Source organism: Nocardioides humi (assembly GCF_006494775.1).
Classification (GTDB): Bacteria; Actinomycetota; Actinomycetes; order Propionibacteriales; family Nocardioidaceae; genus Nocardioides; species Nocardioides humi.
The window spans coordinates 1810752-1831753 of record NZ_CP041146.1 but is presented as its reverse complement, the minus strand read 5'-3'; the positions used below and the strand labels follow the sequence as shown (position 1 = coordinate 1831753).

At 72.5% G+C, this 21002-nt stretch carries 20 protein-coding genes; 14 read left to right on the top strand and 6 right to left on the bottom strand.

Annotation, left to right across the window (positions count from 1 at the left end):
- Positions 1 to 3: 3 nt before the first annotated feature.
- A complete protein-coding gene (locus FIV44_RS09060; RefSeq protein WP_141004148.1) occupies positions 4 to 1182 on the bottom strand; it encodes a 2-hydroxyacyl-CoA dehydratase subunit D in 1179 nt (392 codons plus the stop codon).
- A 68-nt stretch (positions 1183 to 1250) separates the two neighbouring features.
- On the opposite strand from FIV44_RS09060, the gene FIV44_RS09055 reads away from it, so the two are divergent.
- The gene (locus FIV44_RS09055) at positions 1251 to 2342 is read left to right on the top strand and encodes an NAD(P)H-dependent flavin oxidoreductase (RefSeq protein WP_141004147.1); all 1092 of its coding nucleotides are present in this window, start codon (positions 1251 to 1253) and stop codon (positions 2340 to 2342) included.
- A gap of 12 nt (positions 2343 to 2354) precedes the next feature.
- On the opposite strand, the gene FIV44_RS09050 is transcribed toward FIV44_RS09055, so the two are convergent.
- Both FIV44_RS09050 and FIV44_RS09045 read right to left on the bottom strand, forming a co-directional pair.
- On the bottom strand, positions 2355 to 3491 hold the full coding sequence (locus FIV44_RS09050) for an acyl-CoA dehydrogenase family protein (RefSeq protein WP_141004146.1): 1137 nt from the start codon (positions 3489 to 3491) through the stop codon (positions 2355 to 2357).
- Positions 3492 to 3500: 9 nt separating this feature from the next.
- Positions 3501 to 4295, bottom strand: coding sequence for an enoyl-CoA hydratase-related protein (locus FIV44_RS09045; RefSeq protein ID WP_141004145.1), 795 nt, complete (start codon positions 4293 to 4295; stop codon positions 3501 to 3503).
- Positions 4296 to 4500: 205 nt separating this feature from the next.
- Here FIV44_RS09045 and FIV44_RS09040 point away from each other — a divergent pair, with 205 nt between their 5' ends.
- Together FIV44_RS09040 and FIV44_RS09035 are read left to right on the top strand one after the other, a co-directional pair.
- The gene (locus FIV44_RS09040) at positions 4501 to 5175 is read left to right on the top strand and encodes a PaaI family thioesterase (RefSeq protein ID WP_141004144.1); all 675 of its coding nucleotides are present in this window, start codon (positions 4501 to 4503) and stop codon (positions 5173 to 5175) included.
- A 90-nt stretch (positions 5176 to 5265) separates the two neighbouring features.
- Complete coding sequence (locus FIV44_RS09035; protein WP_219996360.1) at positions 5266 to 6933, top strand: AMP-binding protein; 1668 nt, start codon at positions 5266 to 5268, stop codon at positions 6931 to 6933.
- A 25-nt stretch (positions 6934 to 6958) separates the two neighbouring features.
- Here FIV44_RS09035 and FIV44_RS09030 read toward each other — a convergent pair whose 3' ends face one another.
- Positions 6959 to 7468, bottom strand: a complete 510-nt coding sequence (locus FIV44_RS09030) for a thioesterase family protein (protein WP_141004143.1) — start codon at positions 7466 to 7468, stop codon at positions 6959 to 6961.
- 147 nt (positions 7469 to 7615) lie between these two features.
- On the opposite strand from FIV44_RS09030, the gene FIV44_RS09025 reads away from it, so the two are divergent.
- Positions 7616 to 8077 carry a MaoC family dehydratase gene (locus FIV44_RS09025; protein WP_141004142.1) on the top strand — a complete coding sequence of 154 codons (462 nt, stop codon included), beginning with the start codon at positions 7616 to 7618 and terminating at the stop codon, positions 8075 to 8077.
- A gap of 114 nt (positions 8078 to 8191) precedes the next feature.
- Here FIV44_RS09025 and FIV44_RS09020 read toward each other — a convergent pair whose 3' ends face one another.
- Together FIV44_RS09020 and FIV44_RS09015 are read right to left on the bottom strand one after the other, a co-directional pair.
- Positions 8192 to 8965: an SDR family oxidoreductase gene (locus FIV44_RS09020; RefSeq protein ID WP_246086895.1), complete on the bottom strand. Its 774-nt coding sequence runs from the start codon at positions 8963 to 8965 to the stop codon at positions 8192 to 8194.
- Positions 8962 to 9975: an LLM class flavin-dependent oxidoreductase gene (locus tag FIV44_RS09015; protein ID WP_141004141.1), complete on the bottom strand. Its 1014-nt coding sequence runs from the start codon at positions 9973 to 9975 to the stop codon at positions 8962 to 8964. Before FIV44_RS09015 ends, FIV44_RS09020 begins: the two co-directional genes overlap by 4 nt.
- 249 nt (positions 9976 to 10224) lie before the next feature.
- On the opposite strand from FIV44_RS09015, the gene FIV44_RS09010 reads away from it, so the two are divergent.
- The 10 genes from FIV44_RS09010 (at position 10225) to FIV44_RS08960 (ending at position 20971) form a co-directional block, all read left to right on the top strand.
- Entirely contained in the window at positions 10225 to 11427 is a 1203-nt protein-coding gene (locus FIV44_RS09010; RefSeq protein WP_219996359.1) for an AMP-binding protein, read from the top strand.
- Positions 11424 to 11807, top strand: coding sequence for an AMP-binding enzyme (locus tag FIV44_RS31220; protein ID WP_219996358.1), 384 nt, complete (start codon positions 11424 to 11426; stop codon positions 11805 to 11807). The genes FIV44_RS09010 and FIV44_RS31220 overlap by 4 nt, the downstream gene beginning before the upstream one ends.
- 79 nt (positions 11808 to 11886) lie before the next feature.
- Complete coding sequence (locus tag FIV44_RS09005; RefSeq protein ID WP_219996357.1) at positions 11887 to 13083, top strand: epoxide hydrolase family protein; 1197 nt, start codon at positions 11887 to 11889, stop codon at positions 13081 to 13083.
- 17 nt (positions 13084 to 13100) lie between these two features.
- Entirely contained in the window at positions 13101 to 14036 is a 936-nt protein-coding gene (locus FIV44_RS09000) for an LLM class flavin-dependent oxidoreductase (protein WP_141004140.1), read from the top strand.
- Complete coding sequence (locus tag FIV44_RS08995; protein WP_141004139.1) at positions 14033 to 15016, top strand: zinc-binding dehydrogenase; 984 nt, start codon at positions 14033 to 14035, stop codon at positions 15014 to 15016. Before FIV44_RS09000 ends, FIV44_RS08995 begins: the two co-directional genes overlap by 4 nt.
- Before the next feature lie 12 nt (positions 15017 to 15028).
- On the top strand, positions 15029 to 15805 hold the full coding sequence (locus FIV44_RS08990) for an enoyl-CoA hydratase/isomerase family protein (RefSeq protein ID WP_141004138.1): 777 nt from the start codon (positions 15029 to 15031) through the stop codon (positions 15803 to 15805).
- Positions 15806 to 15818: 13 nt separating this feature from the next.
- Positions 15819 to 16997, top strand: coding sequence for a thiolase family protein (locus FIV44_RS08985; RefSeq protein WP_141004137.1), 1179 nt, complete (start codon positions 15819 to 15821; stop codon positions 16995 to 16997).
- Between the two features lie 463 nt (positions 16998 to 17460).
- The gene (locus tag FIV44_RS08970) at positions 17461 to 18828 is read left to right on the top strand and encodes a phospholipase D-like domain-containing protein (RefSeq protein ID WP_141004136.1); all 1368 of its coding nucleotides are present in this window, start codon (positions 17461 to 17463) and stop codon (positions 18826 to 18828) included.
- A gap of 14 nt (positions 18829 to 18842) precedes the next feature.
- A complete protein-coding gene (locus tag FIV44_RS08965; RefSeq protein WP_141004135.1) occupies positions 18843 to 19478 on the top strand; it encodes an ABC transporter ATP-binding protein in 636 nt (211 codons plus the stop codon).
- Positions 19475 to 20971 (top strand): DUF6297 family protein, encoded by a 1497-nt coding sequence (locus tag FIV44_RS08960; protein ID WP_141004134.1) that lies wholly within the window; start codon positions 19475 to 19477, stop codon positions 20969 to 20971. Before FIV44_RS08965 ends, FIV44_RS08960 begins: the two co-directional genes overlap by 4 nt.
- Positions 20972 to 21002 lie beyond the last annotated feature (31 nt).

Sequence of the window (21002 nt, the reverse complement as noted above, 5' to 3'; positions counted from 1 at the left end):
CGGTCAGGCGTAGGCGGGACGATTGCGGTGGGTGCGCTCGACGAGCGCCTCGAGACGGGTGCGGAAGGACTCCAGCGGGATGCCCTCGTGCTCGGTCTCGACGAGCAGCTGGGGGAGCCCCGCGGTGTCCAGGGCGCGGCGGAGCTCGGGGTAATAGAGCATGTGCGGCTCGCAGAACTTCGGCATCAGGTGCACGACCGCCTCGGCGCCGCTGCGCTCGGCGGCGTCGAGGAGCCAGCGGTCCCAGTCGACGTCGTGCTGGACGCGGGTGGGGCACGGCACGGCGACATTGCGTTCGGCGTACCACCGGCCGATGGCCTCCAACGGTGGGGTGGACTCGTCCACCATCGCCTGCAGGTAGCGCCGCCCGGTCCACAGGTCGTCGTCGACGACCACCGCGCCGGCCTCCTCGATCACCTCGAGCAGCTCGCGGCGCGGCGCGTGGCACAGATGGCCGGAGAGGTGGACACGGATCCGGTCGTCGCGCGGCCGGGGCTCGCGGGCGGCGACCACCGCCGACAGCAGCCGGTGGTGCTCGTCGGGATCCATCGCCTGCGCGGACGCCACGACGTCCTGCAGCTCGACCGGCGAGAAGCAGGTGTCTCCGGCTGCCCGCGCGTCGAAGACCCGCCGCATCAGTGCGCGATCGCGGTTGAACGAGCGGATGCTGGCCCGCAGCGCGTCGTCGGTGATCGTCCGGCCGGCGAAGGACTCGACCTCCGTGCGCAGCGTGGCGACCATCTCGGCGATCTTCGCGCCGGCCGAGATGTCGTTGAGGGAGCTGATCAGCTGCCCGAGGAACACGGGGGCGCGCGGCTCCAGCTCGCGGACGATGTCCGTCGCCCCCAGCAGCTGGATGCAGTGGTCGGCGACGAAGAGGCCGTCGTACAGGTCGAAGCGCCCGGTGGCCGCCTGGTCGGCGAGATTGCGGGTGAATCCGCAGTAGAACTCCGGCAGGAAGGCGCGGCCCTCGGTGACCGGCTGCTGGTCGTCGGCGACGATCACCGGCAGTACGCCGGCCGCGTGGGCGAGCTCGCGGGGGAAGTTCATCGGGAGCACCCCGAGGACCTTCCGTCCCGGGTGCTCGGCGCGCCACCTTCCGACATATCCGCGCGGGTCGCGGGCGGCCGTCCGCAGGGTGTCGAGCGCTGCCGCTCCGTTGGTCTCGTCCGAGCTCTCCATCGTGTCCGCACTCTTTCAATGTTTGACGTATCTAGTCATTCAGTCATCAAGAGTGTAGAACATGGGGCATGAACAGTGAACCCTTGGGAAGCGCCGGACCGGTGGCGGACGCCGCCCCGATCAGCAACAGGTGGACCCGCCTCGTCGGTGTGCGGCACCCGATCGTGCAGGAGGGCCTCGGGCCCTTCCGGACACCGCGGCTCGCCGCCGCGGTGTCCAATGCGGGCGGGCTCGGCACGGTGTCGATGCCGGGCATGCCGGAGGACATCGAGAGCGGCGCCCGGACCTTCCGGGAGCACATCGAGGAGTGCGCCGGCCTCACCGACCGGCCGTTCGCGGTGAACATCCCGGTCGGCGTCGATGCGGCGGGCAGGGTGCTGCCGTTCACCGACGTCTACATCCGGATGGTGCTGGAGCTGCGGCGCTCGGACAGCGAGATCGCCCGCCGGCTCACCGTCATGACGACCTCGGCCGGGTTCCCCGGCGACTACGTCGCGATGATCAAGGACGGGGGGATGGTCCACCAGCACAAGGTGGGGGCCACCCGCCAGGCCGTGAAGGCGGCCGAGGCCGGGGTGGACGTCGTCCTGGCGGCGGGCTTCGAGATGGGTGGGCACGCACCGGCTGCCAAGGTGCACACCTACGTGCTGGTGCCGAGCGTCACCGAGGCCGTCGACGTCCCGGTCCTGCTCACCGGTGGTGCGCGGGACGGCCGGGGTCTCGCGGCGGCGTTGGCCATGGGCGCCGACGGCGTCGCGATGGGGACCCGCTTCATCACCAGCCGGGACAACAGCGACTGGCACCCGGCGTACGTCCAGGCGCTGCTCGACGCCACCGAGGGCGACGACGTCGCCTTCGACGGGGTGTACGGGCCGTGTCGCGGGCTGCGCAACGCCGCCTCGGAGCAGCTGCTCGCCCACGGCGCCTCCGGGCTGCCGGAGGATCCGGTCGAGATGGTGCGCTGGAAGATCGAGTCGATGCAGCGGGCGCAGACCACCGGCGACACGACCGACAGCCTGGTGATGACCGGTCAGGTGGCCTCGGCGATCACCGACCTGATCGACGTCGCCGAGTTCGTGCCGGGCATGGCACGCGAGGCGGCGGAGATCCTCCGCCGCCTCGCATCGTCCGTCGCCGCCCCGGAGCCGGTGGGCGCCTGAGCCGTGCCCCGCTCAGAACAGGGACTTGGCGATGATCTCGCGCTGGATCTCGTTGGTCCCGCCGAAGATGGGCGGCGCCAGGGCGCGGCGGACCTGGAACTCCATGCCGTACTCCCGCGCGTAGCCGGCGCCGCCCATCAGCTGCATCGCCTCGAGGGCGGCGTTCTTGGCGACCTCCGTCGCCCGCATCTTGGCCATCGCCGACTCGCGGGCCAGGTGGTCCTCCCGGCCCTCGTCGATCGCCTGCGCCACGTCGTAGACGAACGACCGGGTGACGGCGATGTCGGTGGCCAGGTCGGCGACGCGATGGCGCAGCGCCTGGAACGTGCTGATCGGCTGCCCGAACGCATCGCGCTGCTGCATGTACGCGATCGCGTCCTCGAGGGAGCGGCGTGCGGCGCCGATGCTGAACGCCGCGATGATCATCCGCTCGACGCTGAGGCCGCGCATCAGCTGCTTCCAGCCCTGGCCCGGAGCGCCGACCACGGCCGACACCGGGACCCGGGCCTGGGAGAAGAAGACGTCGTTGCAGGTGCGCGCCTCCATGGTGCGGACCTCGCGCATCTCGATGCCGGGCGTGTCGGTCGGCACCATCAGCAGGGTGAGCCCGTCGTGCTTGGGCCCGGAGGCGTCCTCGCGGACCAGGACCAGCATGTGCTCGGCCACGTGAGCGACCGAGATCCAGGTCTTCTGGCCGTCGATGACGTACGCGTCGCCGTCGCGGATGCCCTTGGTGCGGACCGCTCCGAGATCCGAGCCGGTCCCGGGCTCGGACAGCGCGATCGCCTCGATCCGGCCGGCCACGAGGTTCGAGACGATCGTCGTCCGCTGCTCGTCGTTGCCCCACTTGAGATAGGTCTGCGCCGCGGTGAGGCCGGTCGTGTAGGCGAGCAGGCCGGGAGTGAGGCCGCGGTGCGCCTCCTCGATGAAGACGCACTCGTCGACGAACCCGGCGCCACCGCCGCCGTACTCCTCCGGCAGCGAGACGCCGAGCCAGCCCAGGTCCGACATCTTCCGCAGGATCTCGTGGTTGGTCGCCACGGTGTCGTTCTCGGTCAGGGCGTCGCGCTGGGCGAGCGTCCCGTACTCACGCTGGCAGAAGTCCTCGATCGCCCGGGCGAACTCGAGCCGCTCGGCGTCCAGCTGCATCGGTGGTCCTCAGTTCCCGCGGTACTGCGAGAAGTCGGGCTGCCGCTTCTCGTTGAACGCGGTGATCCCCTCCTGGGCCTCGGGCATCTCGCCGAACAGCTTGAGCGTGGTGATGGCCATGTTGCCGATGGCGACGAAGTGCTCGGTGTCGCTGTTGAACGACTGCTTGAGCACTTTCAGGGCGGTCGGGGAGTAGGCGTTCATGGTCTCCGCCCACCGGCGGACCTCGTCCTTGAGCTCGGCGGCGGGGACGACCTTGTTGACCAGGCCCCAGTCGAGCGCCTCCTCCGCGCTGAGGCGACGCAGCATGAACCAGATCTCCCGCGCCCGCTTCTCGCCGACGACGCGCGCGAGATAGCCGGAGCCGAGCCCGGCGTCGAAGCTGCCGACCCGCGGGCCGTTCTGGCCGAAGCTCGCGGTGTCGGCGGCGATCGTCAGGTCGGCGAGGACGTGGAGCACGTGGCCGCCGCCGATGGCGAGACCGTTGACGGCGGCGATCACGGGCTTGGGGACGTCGCGCATCACCCGGTGCAGCGCCTCGACCTCGAACAGCCCGCTCTGGGACGGGCCGTAGTCGCCGGTCTCCATCCGCTGCTTCTGGTCGCCGCCGGCGCAGAACGCCTTCTCGCCCGCGCCGGTGAGGCAGATCGTGCCGACCTCGGGACTCGCCCATGCCCGCTTGAAGGCCAGGACCAGCTCGTCGACCGTCTGGGCGCGGAAGGCGTTGAAGCGCTCCGGGCGGTTGATCGTGATCCAGGCGAGGCCGTTCTCGACCTCGTAGGTGATGTCGGTGAAGTTGTCCATGCTCGGTGTCCTTCTCGTGGAGTGCGGGGCGTACGTCGCATGCAGGTGACGTTTGGCCTGACCATTTGTAACAATAGGGCTGTAAACGATCGTTCACAACCCCCGGAGGCAGTCGCGTGCAGCAGCTTCGATTCATGGGCAGCGGACCGGAGGACCTCTTCGGCGTCGGCAGGCTGCGCCAGTGCTCCGACGGCGTCGGCGGGGGATGACGCTCGGCCGCTGGGCGACGGGGCCGGACCGCCGCACCGCGGTGGGTGCCGTGGGCGTGCTGGCCGACGAGGTCCTCGGCTACGCGCTGATGGCCTCGCTGCCCCAGGGCGCGTGGTCGATCAGCACGGAGATCTGGCTCGACGTCGTCGGGGCCCTGCCCGGGGCCGGCGACACCGTCGCGGCGCATGCCACACCGGTGCAGGCGGGCTCGTACGCGGCGGGCGAGCTCCGCGACGGAGCCGGACGGCCGATCGTGCTGTGCCGGCAGCGGGGTCGCTTCACCACGCCACCGGACGGGTACGACGGGCCGGTCGTCCCGGCCGGCATCCGCTCCGCGCGCGGCATGGAGGAGCTCCTCGGCCTCCGCGCCGAGGGTGATGTCCACGTCATGGAGACCAGGCCGGACCTCGCCAATCCCAACGGCGTGCTGCACGGAGGTGTGTCGCTGGCGGCATCGGAGGTGGTGGCGACCCGGACCCGGGTGGACCTCGGATGCGAGCTGCCCACGTCGTCCGTGCACATCGTGCACACCCGCGGCGTCCCCGTGGGCGCGCCCGTCGTGTTCCGGTGCGAGGCGCGGCACGCCGGACGCAGCCTCTGGGTCTCGGAGGTCGTCGGCACCGTCGCCGGCAAGGTGTGCACGGTCGCCACCGTCACGGCCCAGGAGTAGGTCCGTTCCCGGAGTGCCGCTGTCGAAGTCCACAGTGGGTCGGCGCCGCTGCCCTTCGAGGCCCCGGCGGGCGCGACGAGACTCGGTCGCGTGGACGAGCACGAGTTCGACGTCGAGACGCTGCGCGGACGGCGGGCCGACCAGCGGTGGAACCGGATGTCCGTCGGCGACGTGCTGGAGCGCGTCACCTGGGCGACGCCCGACAAGGTCGCCCTGGTCGGGTGGGAGGGAGCCTTCGCGACGCCGCAGTTCGAGCGGATGACCTACCTGCAGGCGGACCGCGCCGCGAACCAGGTGGCGCACGCCCTGCTGGCCGCGGGCCGCCGCCCGGGGGACCGGATCCTCCTCTACTGCGACAACTCGGTCGAGGCGATCGTCACGATGTTCGGCATCGCCAAGGCGGGCATGGTCGTCGTACCGGTCAACTCGCTGCTGGCCCCCGACGTCCTCGCCTGGGCCATCGACCACGTCGGCGCGTCCTTCGTGGTCGCCGATGCTGCGCTCCTGCCACGTGGCGCCGAGGTCTTCGCCGCGGCCGGGCTCGAGCCGGACGTGGTCATCGAGATCGGCGGCACGGCAGCGGACGGGGCCGTCGCCTTCCCGGACTGGATCGCCGCCATGCCCACGCACGAGGTCGACGTCGCGGTGCACGGCGACGACATCTGGGCACTGCTGTTCACCTCGGGGACCACCTCGATGCCGAAGGCGTCGATGACCGCGCACTCGTACTCCTACCTGAGCGCCTACACGTACGCGATGTCGTTCACCCGCGGCCTGCCCTACGAGACGGACCTGGTGGTCGGGACCTTCCTGCCGATCGTCTACCACTGCGGCCACAACGCGACGGTGATGCCGGCCGCGCTGAGCGGCGGGACCTGTGTCATCGGGCGTCGTCCCGACGACGTCGCGCTCGCCGAGGCGATCACCCGCGAGCGGATCACCACGGTGTGGGCCGGCTCGCCGCTGTGGGTGCGCAAGCTGGTCGAGGTCGCGGAGGCACGACCCGACGACATCGACCTCACCTCGGTGACCGTCGCCCTGTTCTCGTGGGGCGCCCTGACGCCGGACCTGTTCCCGCGGCTGCGTGCCGTGACGGGCGGCTCGGTGCAGCCGGTGGAGGTGTTCGGGCAGACCGAGTCCCAGACCTGCTTCCGGTTCTGGCCCGACGCGCACCCCGAGCGGGCGGAGGAGTCCTACCGCGGCACCAACCACGTGGGCCTGCCCGTCCCGCTCCTCGCCGCCGACATCCACGCCCCGGACGGGCGCAGCCTCGCCGGGACGGCGGGGGAGGCGGGCGAGGCGGTCTACCGCAGCCCGGTGATCACGCAGGGCTACTACCGGAACGCGGAGGCGACCGCCGAGGCGTTCCGCGACGGCTGGTTCCACTCCGGCGACAGCTGCGCCTACGTCGGCGGGCCGGACCGCTCGCAGATCATGCTCGACCGGCTCAAGGACGTCGTGAAGACCGGCGGGGAGAACGTCTCCAGCGTCCGCGTCGAGGCCGTGCTGGCCGCCCATCCGGCCGTGGAGCGGGTCGCCGTGGTCGGCCTGCCGGACGAGACCTGGGGCGAGCTGGTCACGGCGGTCGTCGTACCCGCGGCGGGTGCGGAGGTCGTCGAGGACGACCTGATCGCCTGGGCGCGGGAGCGCCTCGCCGGCTACGAGACGCCGAAGCGGGTCGTCGTGGCCGACGGCCTGCCCGAGACCGTCGGCGGCAAGGTCCGCAAGCACGAGCTCCGGGAGAGGCTCCGCGGCTGAGGTCGAGCCGGCTCAGAACACGTTCTCAGTCCCGGCGGATGCCCATCGCGCCGGACAGTGGCAGTGGCCAGGGGAGCCGTCGCGCTGCCTCGACCCGCTCGTCCAGGGCGGCGGCCACGTCGGCGGGGAACTCCGCCGGCCGACGCGTGTCCATGTCGACGCCGACGATGACGATCTCGACGGTGCACGCCAGCCGCTCGCCGTCGCGGTCGAGGATGAACGACAGCAGATGCCCGGCCCGCGCCGACCGATCGACGACGGCCGTGTGCACCGAGAGCTTCTCGCCCTCGTGCATCTCGGAGAAGTAGCGGATGTGGTGCTCGGCGGTGAAGATGCCGAGGCGGCGCTGGGCCCGGTAGGCGTCGTCGATCCCGATCCGGCGGCACAGCACGTCGGCGCCGTGCGCGCCCGCGTCGAGATAGTGCCGGACGTTCATGTGGCCGTTCACGTCGATGAAGTCCGGCGTGACCTCGCTCTCGAGGAGCACCGGAAGGTCGAGGACCTGCTCGTACGTCGGCAGGGCGGGGCGGCTCATGCCGGCAATCTAGGACCTCGCCGGGTGCGGCGGGAGTGAGACGGCACGGGTCACTGTGGGCCGCGACAGTCCCGGCCGCCGCACGCGTTGACCCGGCAGTCCCAGCTCGACCACCGTGGTGGGCCCCACCACTGACGAGGAGAGTCGATGACCCTGGAGATCACCGTCGCCGAGCTGGCCGAGGCGAGGGATCTCGACCTCGGCTCGTCGCCATGGCAGCGCATCGAGCAGGGCCGGATCGACACCTTCGCCGTCGCGACGGACGACCACCAGTGGATCCATGTCGACCCCGACCGCGCGGCCGACGGGCCCTTCGGCCGCACGATCGCCCACGGCTACCTGACGCTGTCTCTCGTCCCGTCGATGCTCAAGCGGCTGATGGTGATCACCGACCACGGCCGCGGCACCAACTACGGCCTCGAGAAGGTCAGATTCACCTCGCCGGTGCCGGTCGACGCGGAGATCCGGCTCAGCGCCTCGATCCCGGAGGGCGTGCGCCGCGACGACGGCGGCGTCCAGTACCGCGTCGCGCTCCGGGTCGAGATCAAGGACCAGGAGCGACCGGCGATGGTGGGCGAGTCGATCTACCTCACCTACGCCGCGTCCTGAAGCGCGGCCGTGGGTCGGCTGTGCACCGGGTGAGGAGGCGCTCGCGCGTCACCAGGCGGACCGTGGTCATGGCCGCCGCCGTGGGGCGCGAGGCCTTGTGCCTTTTCGGTCCCGTCAGACCTGGTCCGTGGGTCGTACGACGACCTCGGCGAGCGCGACGCGTCGGGGAGCGGTCACGATGGTGGCCACCACGTCGGCCACGTCCTCGGCGCGCAGTCGCTCGACGCCCGCGAACAGGCGCTCGTAGTGCTCCTGGACCGGCGCCTGCTGGTGGCCGAACAGCTCGGTCTCGACCACGCCGGGCTCGACGACCGACACCCGCACGCTGCGGGGCGAGAACTCCTGGCGCCACGACTCCGACATCGCGCTCACGCCGAACTTGGTCGCGTTGTAGACCGCGACGTTGCGGTTCGCGAACCGCCCGGCGATCGAGGAGATGTTGACCAGGTCCGCCACCCGCCGCGGGCCGGTCGCGGCCGCCTCCACGAGGTGCGGGAGCGCCGCCTTGGCGACGTACATGACGCCCTTGACGTTGAGGTCGACCATGGCATCCCACTCGTCGAGGTGGGCGTCGAGCGTCGGGCCGTTGAGCATCACGCCGGCGCTGTTCACCACGGTGTCCAGCCGGCCGAACCGCTCGATCGCGGTCGCGACCGCGGTGGTCGCCGCGGCGCGGGAGGCGAGGTCGGCCGGCATCGCCACGCAGCGCTCCGGGCCCAGGCGCCCGACGAGGTCGTCGAGCCGCCCGGCCCGTCGTCCTACGACGACGACGGATGCGCCCTGCCCGACCAGCGACTCGGCGACCGCCCGTCCGATCCCGCTGGTCGCGCCGGTGACGAGCGCGACGGTGCCCGCGAGGGCGGTGCCCGCCAGGTCGTCGACGCTCACCGGCGGAAGGCCTCGATGATCGCGAAGGTGTTCTCGGTGACCCGCTCCGCCGCCATGGTGAAGCTCGGCGAGTAGAGGGCTGCGTGGTCGTAGCGCTTCTCGAGCAGTGCCACCCGGTCCCGTACCTCGTCGAGAGTGCCCGCCGCGGCCATCTCGTCGAGCATGCGGTCCGACACCGCCGCGACCATGGCGTCATGGTCCTTGGCCCGGAAGGCGGCCTGGATCGCCGCGGCCTCGTCGCCGAACCCGGACGCCTCCATCACCGGTCCGTAGGCCTTCGGCGCGACGTAGAACGCGATCTGCGCGGCGGCCTCGCGTCGCGCGACGTCGGGGTCGTCGTGGATCGAGGTGATGATCACTCCCTTGAGCCGGACGTCGGCGGCGCCGCGCCCGGTCTTCGCCGCGCCGCGCTCGATCGCGGGCCGTGCGGTCTCCTCGAGGTAGCGGTCGGTCAGCGTCGGGTGGCAGATCAGGCCGTCGGAGACCCGTCCTGCCACCTCGATCATGCGCGCGTTGACGCCGGCGGTGTAGATCGGGATCTCGGGTCGCACCGGCGGCTGGATATCCGCCGTCGGGGTGATGTCGCAGGTGTAGAAGCGGCCCTCGTGCCGGACCGGCCCCTCGTGCAGGCGCCAGAGCCGGCGCAACAGCGGGAGGAGCTCCTCCATCCGGCTCGCCGGGCCGTCGGGATCGGTGACCCCGTGCCAGCCGATCATCATGCCCCGGGTGCCCGTGCCGAGGCCCAGGGTGAGCCGCCCGCCGCTCAGCTCGTCCAGGAACCGGGCGTCGTTGGCGAGCACCAGCGGCGAGCGGCCGACGGCGTAGGCGATCGCCGTGCCCACCCCGATCCGCTCCGTGGCCGCGGCCATGGCCGCCACGGACACGACCGCGGAACGGTTGAGGAACTCGCCGGACCACGCGCCGTCGAACCCGGCGCGGTCGGCAGCCCGGGTGATCTCGACGGTCTCCGTGAGTCCGCCGGCAAGGACGGTGATGCCTCGTGTCGTCACGCCCTCACTGTCCCGGTCCGATCCGTCGGCTCGCAACGGGGAGGGCGGTCGGCGCTGGAGATCTCCCCACCGGGCCCAACGGCGGCGCAGCGCGGCCACCTGCCGCTCCCGCCGCGCGGGCGGCCCGGCACGCGACCTAGTCGCGGCTTGCCCGATGCGTGCCGTGGGGGCACGAGGGGCTTGATAAAAAGGACTGACCATTATAACATGCGACGTGACGCACATCTCACCCGGGGACAAGGAGTCGACATGGCGGAGCAGTTGAAGACGGTTCGGGACCGATACTCGGATGAGGAGATCGCCTCGTACTACGCGCAGGGCTTCTGGCAGGAGTCCAGCTTCTACCGCCTGGCCACCGACCAGGCGGCCGCGACGCCGGACGCCCCGTTCCTCGTGGACTCCTCCACGTCGCTCACGTACGCCGAGTTCGCCGACCGCGTGCTCCGGCTCGCCGCCGGGCTCCACCGCGCGGGCCTGCGCCGCGGTGAGCGGATCGCGGTGCAGCTGCCGAACTGGGTCGAGTTCCCGCTCGTCGCCGCCGCGGCCTCGCGGATCGGCGCGATCGTCGTGCCGATCATGCCGATCTACCGCGGTGACGAGGTCGGGTACGTCGTGCAGCACTCCGGAGCGGCGTTCGCGGTGACCTGCGGGGAGTTCCGCGGCTTCGACCACGCCGCGATGTTCGCCGAGCTGCGCCCGCGGACTCCCGACCTGCGCAAGGTGTTCGTGGCGCGTGCGGGCGCCTCGGGCGCCGACTCGCTGGACGCCCTCTTCGCGACGGGCGAGCCGGCCGAGCTGGAGGCCGAGGTGGGTGCCGACTCGTCGCCGGACGACGGCTTCCTGATCGTCTACACGTCGGGGACCACGTCGCGGCCCAAGGGCTGCTTCCACACCTTCAACACCCTGCGCTCGAGCGCCGCGGCGATCGCGCAGAGCCTGGACTACACCGCCGCGGACGTGCAGTTCGGCCCGTCGCCGATCACGCACAGCACGGGTCTGGTGACCAGCGTCGTGCTGCCCCTGCTGGCCGGCGCGAAGTCCTACCTCATGGAGGCCTGGGACCCGGCTGAGGGGCTGCGCATCATCGAGGAGCACCGGTGCACCGCCGCCGTCACGGCGACCCCGTTCCTGCAGATGCTCATGGGCGCCTACGAGCCGGGCAAGCACGACGCCTCGAGCCTGCGCCTGTGGGTGTGCGCCGGCTCGCCGATCCCGGGCTCGGTCGTCGAGCAGTCGCGCGAGATGTTCGCCGGCTGCCAGACGCTCTCGCTGTACGGCCGCTCGGAGAACTTCCTCACGACGATGTGCACGGTGCGCGACGCGCCGACCCGCTCCGCCTCCTCCGACGGATCGGCCCTCGCGGGTGCGGAGGTCCGCGTGGTCGACTCCGAGGGCCGGGAGCTGCCGCGAGGCGAGGAGGGGACATCGCCTACCACGGTCCGAGTCACATGATCGAGTACTTCCACAACGACGAGGAGACCGCGGCGCTCTTCACGCCCGACGGCTTCTCCCGCTCCGGCGACCTCGGCCGGATGGACGCCGACGGCTTCGTGCGGGTGACCGGACGGCTCAAGGACATCGTCATCCGCGGCGGCATGAACATCAGCGCCCGTGAGCTGGAGGAGCACCTGCTCCAGCACCCGGCGATCGCCAATGTCGCCGTGGTGGGCATGCCGGACGAGCGTCTCGGCGAGAAGGTCTGTGCGTACGTCGTGCCCGCGGATGCGGGCAGCGCGGTCAGCCTCGACGACGTCACGGCCTACCTCCGCGAGCACGACGTCGCGACGCAGAAGCTCCCGAGCGCCTCGAGATCACCGGTGCGCTGCCCATGACGGCGACCGGGAAGATCCAGAAGCACCTGCTGCGCGCGGACATCGCCGCGAAGCTCGAGTCCCCGAGCGCATCCTGAGTGTGGCGGCGGCCCTCCCGCCGAGCGGCGCCGTCCGGGCGTTCGTGCCGGAGGTCCGCGACGAGCAGGTCGCGGACCTGCGGGCACGGCTCGCGCTCACGCGCTGGCCCGAGGAGGCGACCGAGCCGGGCGCTGCCCAGGGGCCGGCGCTCGCGGACGTGCAGCGCCTCGTCGGCCACTGGCGCGACGGCTACGACTGGGCCGCCTTCGCCGGTCGCATCGCGTCGGTCCCGCAGCTCAAGGTGGACATCGACGGGCTGGGCGTGCATGCGATGCATGTCCGCTCGCGCCGTTCCGACGCCATCCCCCTCCTGCTGACCCACGGCTGGCCGAGCACCTGCTACGAGTTCCTGCGCCTGCTCCCGCTGCTGGCCGAGCCGGCGCAGGGCCTCGCCTTCCACGTCGTGGCGCCCTCGCTGCCCGGCTACGGCTGGAGCGACCGGCCGTCGGAGCCCGGCTGGGGCATCGAGCGGACGGCCGACGCCTGGGCAGCGCTGATGGACCGCCTCGGATACCCACGGTTCGTGGCCCACGGTGGTGACTGGGGCGCCGTCGTCAGCACCACCCTCGCCCGACGGCACCCGGAGCGGGTCCGCGGCCTCCACCTCACGCTGCCGATGTCGGCCGCGACGGACGACGACCGGGCCACCGCGTCGCCGCGTGAGCAGCGCGGCCTGATCCGGGAGGCGGCGTACCGAAGGGACGGCTCTGCCTATGCGCAGCTCCAGCGCACCCGTCCGCAGACGATCGGCTACGCCCTGGTCGACTCGCCGGTGGGCCTGTGCGCGTGGATCGCGGAGAAGATGTGGGCCTGGTCCGACACGGCGCCGGACGGTGGCAGCCTGCTCAGTGACGACGACGTGCTGGACGCCGTCTCCGTCTACTGGCTGAGCGCGACCGGTGCGTCCGCCGCCCGGCTCTACCGGGAGGTGGACTGGCGCGCGCAGCAGGCGCCGGTCGACGTCCCGACCGGGTGCTCGATCTTCCCGGCCGAGATCATCCGGCCCCCGCGGACCGCGGTCGAGCGCCAGTACCGCCGGCTGTGCCACTGGCGGGAGCTGGAGCGAGGCGGCCACTTCCCGGCGGCGGAGGTCCCGGAGCTGCTCGCCGCCGAGATCCGGGAGCTCGCCGAGCAGCTGCACCGGTTGGAGAGTTCTCCAGTTAATGGTCAGTCCAATCCTTGTGAAGGTCCTCGATGAGCGCCCACAATCCCACCATGACGACGGACATCGAGCTCGGAGTCGCGCTCAACGACGCCTTCCTCGAGGCCTCTCCGCGACGCCGACGCGATCTGCTCGCCCGGATGGAGGACGCCGGACTGGACCACCTGACGGTCGGCGACCACATCAGCTTCCACGGCGGCGTCGGCTTCGACGGCTTCGTCGCCGCCAGCACCGCGCTCGCCACCAGCGACACCCTCAACGTGCTGATGGGGGTCTACCTCGCCGGCCTGCGTCATCCGATGGCGACCGCGCGGCAGCTGGCCACGGTCGGCCAGATCGCGCCGGGGCGGCTCACCCTCGGCGTCGGCGTCGCCGGGGAGGACCGCCGGGAGGTCGCCAACATGGGCGTCGATCCCGCGAGTCGCGGACGCCGGATGGACGAGACCCTCGAGGTGCTGCGCCGGCTCGCGACCGGAGAGACGATCGACCACGAGGGCGAGTTCTTCCGGCTCGAGGGAGCCAGCATCCTCCCCGCACCGCAGCCGCGGGTGCCGATCGTGATCGGCGGCGGGGGTGAGGTCGCCGTCCGCCGGACGGTCGAGCACGGCGACGGCTGGCTCGGCATGTGGTGCTCGGCCCGCCGGTACGCCGCCACGCACCGGCAGATCGTCGACGGCTTCGCCGCGGCGGGGCGGGAGGGCCCGACGTTCGCGGGCCTGAACATCTGGGTCGGGCTCGGTGCCGACGCCGCGGCCGCGCGGGCGGCCCTCGGCGAGCGGATGTCGGCTCTCTACAACCTGCCGCCGGAGAAGTTCCAGCACATCAGTGCGGCCGGGACGCCCGACGACGTCGCCGCGTTCGTCGCGCCGTACGTCGACGGGGGCGCGCGCACGATCACCCTGATCCCGGTCGCCGGCTCCACCGACGCCGCGATCGAGCTCTCGGGTCAGGTGCGCGAGCGGCTCCGCGCCCTCGCGGCGGTGCGATGAAGGCGATCCTGCAGGAGGCCTACGGCCCCGCAGAGGTGCTGAGGCTCGGCGACCGTCCCGCCCCGGAGGCGCAGCCTGGATGGACGGTCGTCGAGCTGCGTGCCGCGGCGCTCAACTGGCACGACGTCCTCGTCCGCCAGGGCAGGTACGACTCGCCGCTGCCGCACACGCCGGGAGCGGACGGGGCCGGCATCGACCTCGCCACGGGCGAGGAGGTCGTCATCCTGCCCTCCCTGTGGTGGGGTGCCGACGAGTCCGCGCCCGGTCCCGAGTGGGAGATCCTCGGCGATCACCGCCCCGGCACCTACGCCGAGCGAGTCGCGGTGCCGTCCGGGTGCGTGGCGCCCCGGCCCGCGGGCCTGAGCTGGTCCCAGGCGGCCGCTCTGCCCCTGGTCGGGCTGACCACCTACCGCGCCCTCTTCTCCCGCGCCCGACTGCGCGCCGGCGAGACCCTGCTCGTCCTCGGAGCGGGTGGGGGAGTGGCGACGACGGCCGTGATGCTCGCCGCCTCGGTGGGCGTCCGCGTCGTCGTCACCTCGTCCGCCGATGCCAAGATCGACCAGGCGGTCGCGCTGGGTGCGGCCGGCGGGGTCCGCTACGACGGCGACGGGACGGCGTCCTGGCCCGAGGCGGCTCGCGAGCTGGCCGGCGGCCGGGGCTTCGACGTCGTCCTCGACTCGGTCGGCAGCTGGCCGGAGGCCATCCGGGCGCTCCGGCCCGGCGGGAGGCTGGTCGTGCTCGGCGCCAGCCGGGCCGACCGGGCCGAGATCGACGTGCGACCGTTCTACTTCGGCCAGTACGACCTGCTCGGCACCACGATGGGCAGCCCCCACGACTTCGCCGGCCTGCTGCGCCTGATGGCCGAGCACGACGTCCCGCCCCCGGTCGTCGACCGCTCCTTCCCCCTCGACCGCGCCGCGGACGCCCACGCTCATCTCGAGTCGGGCTCCGGCTTCGGCAAGGTCGTCCTCGAGATCTGAGAGAGGTACGTCATGGGCCAGGTCCGCTACGAGGTCGAGGACCGGATCGCGTTCGTCACCCTCGACGCGCCCGAGACCCGCAACGCCCTCGGCGACGCGCTTCTCGACGAGCTGCTCGCCGCGGTCGAGCGCGCCGGCGCCGACGACACGGTGCGCGTGGTCGTGCTCGCCTCGTCCCACGACCGCGTGTTCTCGGCGGGCGGCGACCTCAAGGCGTTCGCGAGCGACACCCCGATCATCGAGAAGTACGCCGGCCTCGACCGCTTCCCCCGCCTCTACGCGCTGATCGGCGGACTCGGCAAGCCGGTGATCTGCGCGGCCGGCGGCGACGTGCTCGCCGGCGCCTTCGGTCTCGCGCTCGCCTGCGACCTGGTGATCGCGCGCGAGGGAGTGCGCTTCGGCTGCCCCGAGATCAACGTGGGGGTGTTCCCGTTCATGATCTCGGCGCTGATCTATCGCAACGTCCCGCGGATGCGCGCGAACCAGCTGATGATGCTCGGCGAGCCGATCGACGCACGCGAGGCGGAGCGGCTCGACATCGTCAACGTGGTCGTCCCGGCCGAGGACTTCGACGCCACGGTGCGGGACTGGGCCGGCCGGCTCGCCGCGAAGTCGCCCCTGCTGATGCGGCTGGGCAAGGACGCGATCGACGCGACCCGCGACCTGGCGCTCCCGGAGGCCCTGTCGGCGCTGCAGTCCCAGCTCGCCCTCGCCTTCACGACCGAGGACATCAAGGAGGGCGTCACCGCCTTCCGGGAGAAGCGTGCGCCCGAGTGGCGCATGCGCTGAGAGGAGATCGACGATGGTGGACGAGCGGATCGTGCTGGTGGACGGCGCGCGGACCCCGATCGGCAGCTTCGGCGGCGTCTTCAAGGACGTGCCGGGGTTCGAGCTGGGCGCGACGGCCGTGCGCGCCGCCCTCGACCGGTCGGGGGTGGCGGCGACGGATGTCCGAGAGGTCGTCATGGGCTGCATCGGCCAGGTCGGACCGGACGCCTACAACGCCCGCCGGGTGGCGATCACGGCCGGGCTGCCGACCGGCGTGCCGGCGTACACCGTCAACCGGCTGTGCGGATCGGGCCTGCAGGCCATCTGGTCGGCCGCCATGGAGATGCGGTGGAACGACCTCGACATCACCCTGGCCGGCGGCGACGAGTCGATGACCCGGATGCCGTTCTACGACTTCGGCGCCCGCGACGGCTACCGGCTGGGCGACCGGACGCTCGTCGACGGCACCGTGATGATGCTGACCGATCCCTTCCACGGCATCCACATGGGCATCACCGCGGAGAAGGTCGCCGAGAGGTACGGCGTCTCCCGGGTCGAGCAGGACGAGTTCGCGGCCGAGTCCCAGCGTCGCGCCGCCACCGCGGAGGCCAAGGCGGTCTTCGCCGAGGAGATCGTTCCGGTGGAGGTGGGCGGTCGCCGCCCGGTGACCGTGAGCGAGGACGAGCATCCCAAGCCGGGCACGACCGTCGAGACCCTCGCCGGCCTCCGGCCCGCCTTCCAGAAGGACGGCACGGTCACCGCGGGCAACGCCTCCGGGATCAACGACGGCGCGGCCGCCGTCGTCCTGGCCCGCGAGTCCGCGGCGACGGAGCGCGGGCTGCGTCCGCTCGTCGCGCTGGAGGCGGTGGCGACCGCGGCGATGGAGCCCGAGCTGATGGGCTACGCGCCGGTGCTCGCGCTGAAGGCGCTGTTCGAGCGGACCGGCACCTCGCCGTCCGACATCGGGACGATCGAGCTCAACGAGGCCTTCGCCTCGCAGGCCGTCGCCGTGATCCGCGACGCCGGCCTGGGCCCCGAGCGGGTGAACCCCTACGGCGGCGCGATCGCCCTCGGCCACCCGGTCGGCGCGACCGGCGCGATCCTCTCCCTGCGCGTCGCGCGGGACCTGGTCCGGCGCGACCTCGAGCTCGGCATCGTCACCATGTGCATCGGCGGCGGGCAGGCGCTGGCCGCGCTCTTCCGGCGGGTGTGACCTCGCGGGTTCCGGACCCCGGAACGGGAGGTTCTCCGGGCCTGCGCGGCGCGGCAGCCTGAGGTGCCACCGCCCGGCGGCGACCCGGGGCGCGACCTCTTCCTGGTCCAGGACGACCGCTTCCTGCTCGAGCAGCGGATCGGCTGGACGGCAGGGTGAGGGTGCGCGCGAACTTCGCGGTGTTCCGCATGCGCGGCACCGCGTTCGACACCTATGTCGGCAGCCGGACCTCCACGTCTTCGCCCGCTGCGGCCACTGGACCCAGATCGAACGTGCTCGCGACTTCAACCAGGTCGTCGAGCAGTTCCTCGGATTCAGGGCCGAGTGAGGAGTTCCCGGTTCGCGACGGCCCCACGTTGGGTAGGGTCCCGGAGTCAGTGGGGTAGCGGGGCGACGTAGGGGGAGAGCGATCGTGGCGGCTGCATGGGGGACGGCGTCGGCGGCTCGGGGGACCAGGGGTCTGGTGGCGACGGGGGTGGCGCTGCTGCTCACGGCGGCGCTGCTGGTCGCCGGGCCGGGGGGCCTGGGCCGGGCGGACGCCGCGCCGGCGACCGACGGGGCCGCGCCCGCAGCGGTCGCGGCGCCCGCAGGAGCCGCGGCGGCGGCCGAGAAGCCCAACCCGAAGTACGTCGTGAAGCCGGGGATCACGTTCAACCACCCGTTCCGCCACGGCAAGCGCGGCAAGATCCACCGCAAGATCGTCAAGACGCTCAAGAACGCGCCGGCCGGCGCCACCGTCCGCGTCATCACGTGGAACTTCGACTCGCCGTACCTCGCCCGCAAGTTCATCGCCGCCCACAAGCGGGGCGTCTCGGTGCAGATCATCATGTCCCGCGGGCTCGCCCGGTCGCAGGGGGGCAACCCCAGCCGCTCGTACCCGATGATGCTGCGCGCCTTCGCGCAGGGGGACAAGAAGCGGCCCGCGGGCCTGAAGAGCTGGATCCGGACCTGCAAGCAGACCTGCCGGGGCAAGCGCGGGTCGATGCACCCGAAGCTGATGATCGTCAGCCGGTCGGGCGCCACGAACTGGATCGTCATGCAGGGCTCCGGCAACTTCACCGGCGCCGCCGCGGTGCAGCAGTTCAACGACTGGACCACGGTCACGGAGAACAAGGCGCTGTACGACGGCTGGATGCACATGTGGGACCAGGCGACCCAGGACCGGAACTTCCCGGTGCTGCGGTTCACCACCGGCAACATCACCTCCATGTTCGCGCCCCACCGCAAGCACACCGACCCGGCGCTGACCGTGCTCAACAAGGTGCAGTGCACGGGCGCCACCAACACGGCGAGCGGGCGTACCAAGGTGCGGATCGCCAACGCGGTGTGGGGCGAGGAGCGCGGGGCGCGGATCGCGCGGAAGGCGCGTCAGCTCGACCGCCAGGGCTGCGACGTCGAGATCGTGTTCATGATGATGCAGCGCAAGATCCGCGGCATCCTGCGCGGCATGCGCGCCAAGCAGATGGTCTACATCGTCGGCTCGACGGCCGACAAGTTCAAGGACCGCTACGTCCACATGAAGGGCCTCGCCGTGCAGGGCAATGTCGACGGCCGCAGCGACGGCAACGTGGTGCTGTCCAGCAGCGAGAACTGGACCCGGCTCGGCTGGCACTCCGACGAGCAGAACATCATCATCCGCGGCGACGCGGCGATGACGCAGAAGTACGTCAAGCACGTCGACCTGATCTACCGCGAGGCGCCGCGGAAGCTGAGCAACTACGTCAACTCCGCGGACCCCGACCCCAAGCCCCGGAAGGACGCTCCCGAGGACAGCAGGTACCTCGGGCCGAAGGACTACCCCTTCCACGAGCTCGAGGCCGAGCTGAGCTGAACCGGGCCGAGCGGGTGAGCGGGACCGTCCTGTCGGTGCGCGGCCTCACGCGCACCTTCGGCGAGCACCGGGTCCTGGCGGACCTCGACCTGGAGGTGGCCGCGGGATCGGCGGCGGTCCTGGTGGGCCCGAACGGCGCGGGCAAGTCCACCGCGCTGCGGTGCATCACGGGAGCCGACCAGGCCGACGCCGGCACCGTCGAGGTGCTGGGGGAGCGGCTCGACGAGCGCTCGGCCACCATCCGCGCCGCGATGGCGGTGGTGATGGACGACCTCGACTTCTTCCCCGACCTCACCGTGGTCGAGCACCTCGACCTGTTCGCGCGCGCCCACCGTACGCCGGACCCGGACGCCGTGGTCGACGACGTGCTCGACGAGGTCGGGCTCACCGCGCAGTCCGGGCAGCTGCCGACCTCGCTCTCCTCCGGCCAGCGGCGGCGGCTCGCGCTGGCCGGTGCCTTCGTCCGGCCCCGGCGCCTGCTGGTGCTGGACGAGCCCGAGCAGCGGCTGGACTCGGAGGGCCTCGACTGGCTGGTGGCCCGGCTGCAGGCCGAGAAGCGGGCCGGGCTCGCGGTCCTGCTGGCCAGCCACTCGCCGGTCCTGGTCGAGGCCGTGGCCGACGACGTGGTCCGACTGGCCCGGCCGTCGTGAGCACCGATCCGGCCGCCGTCGCCGAGCTCCGGGCCGAGATCCGGCACTGGCGCCGCAGCCGGCGGACGCTGAGCCTGGGCGAGGCGCTGCAGGACCTGTACATCGGCGTGTTCGCGGTGCTGATGCTCGGCTCGATGCTGATCAGCGTCCTGGTGAACCTCTCCGACCTCGGCGACCGGTCGTGTGTCGCGGCCGACTGCTCGGCGGCCCGGTCACTGCTGCCCTGGCTGGTCGTCGGGACGCTGCTGGCCGTGCTGTGGTCGCTGGCCCGGATGGTCGGCCCGGTGGCGGTCAGCCCGGGCGTGGCCGCGTGGCTGCTGCCCACCCCGGTCGACCGCGGCGAGCTGCTCCGCGGCCGCGCCCGCGGTACGACGCTCCTCGCGGCGGCGCTCGTCGCGCCGGTCGCGGCGGCCGCCGCGACCCTGGCCGGACTCGGGATGCCGTCGTCGGCGTTGTTCACGGCCTGCGCGGCCGGTGTGGCGGCGTACGGCGTGGGCGCGCTCGTCCACGCCCAGGCCACGGCGACCGGGCCGCGGAGCCGCCATCCAGCGCTGCTGCTCGGGCCGGTGAGCCTGCTCGCGGTCGGCGCCGGCCTCGCGGCGATCGCGTCCTCCCGCGCCCCCGCGCTGTCGGTGTCCGGGGCCGCCCGGGTGCCGTGGACGGTCGGCACGGCGCTGGTCTGGGTCGCCGTCGTGGTGCTCCTGCTCCGGGTACGACGCCTCACCGCCCGGCTGCGCCGTCGCGACGTGGCCCCGGGCGGGGTGCTCGTCCCCGGTCTGGGCGGCGCCCTGGCGACCCTGGACCTGGCCCTGATGTTCGACGTCCTCGTCGCCCACGCCACCGGCCGACGCGGTGCGGTGCGGCCGCGCCGCGGCGGTCCGCAGGGGCTCGCGGCCCTCGCCTGGCGCGACCTGGTCCGGCTGCGGCGTCACCCCGGCCGAGTGGCGCTGCTCGCCGGCTCCCTGCTGGTGCCGTACGCCGTCGCGGCGGTCGGCGGCGGCGTCGTGGTCGTCCTGGTCGAGGTGCTGGTGTGCTTCGTGCTCGTGCTGCCGTTCCTGGTGGCGCTGCGGGTGCTGACCCGGTCGTCGGGCATGGCCCGGATGTTCCCGACGGCGCTGGGGCCGACCCGCGCCGCGGCGGTCGTCGTCCCGGGGGCGCTGCTGGTCGGCCACGGCCTGCTCAGCGCTCCCGCACTGCACCGCACCCTCGACGGCACCGGCCCCGACCTCGCGCTCCTCGGTGCGGCGGCCGGCCTCGGCGGCCTGGCCGCGGGGGTGCGCTGGGTGACGGGACGCCCGCCGGACTACGGCCGTCCGCTCGTCTCGACGCCGGCCGGCGGCGTGCCGACGAACCTCTACGGCAGCGTGCTGCGGGGCGTCGACGTGGCCGTGCTGACCGCGCTGCCGATGCTGCTCAGCCCGACCGCCGGCGGGGCGGTGCTGGCCATGGCGCTGGCGCTGGGCGTGCTCTCCTACCTGTGCGGACGACGATAGCAACCTAGCACTTGCTTGGTAGTTGACCCTA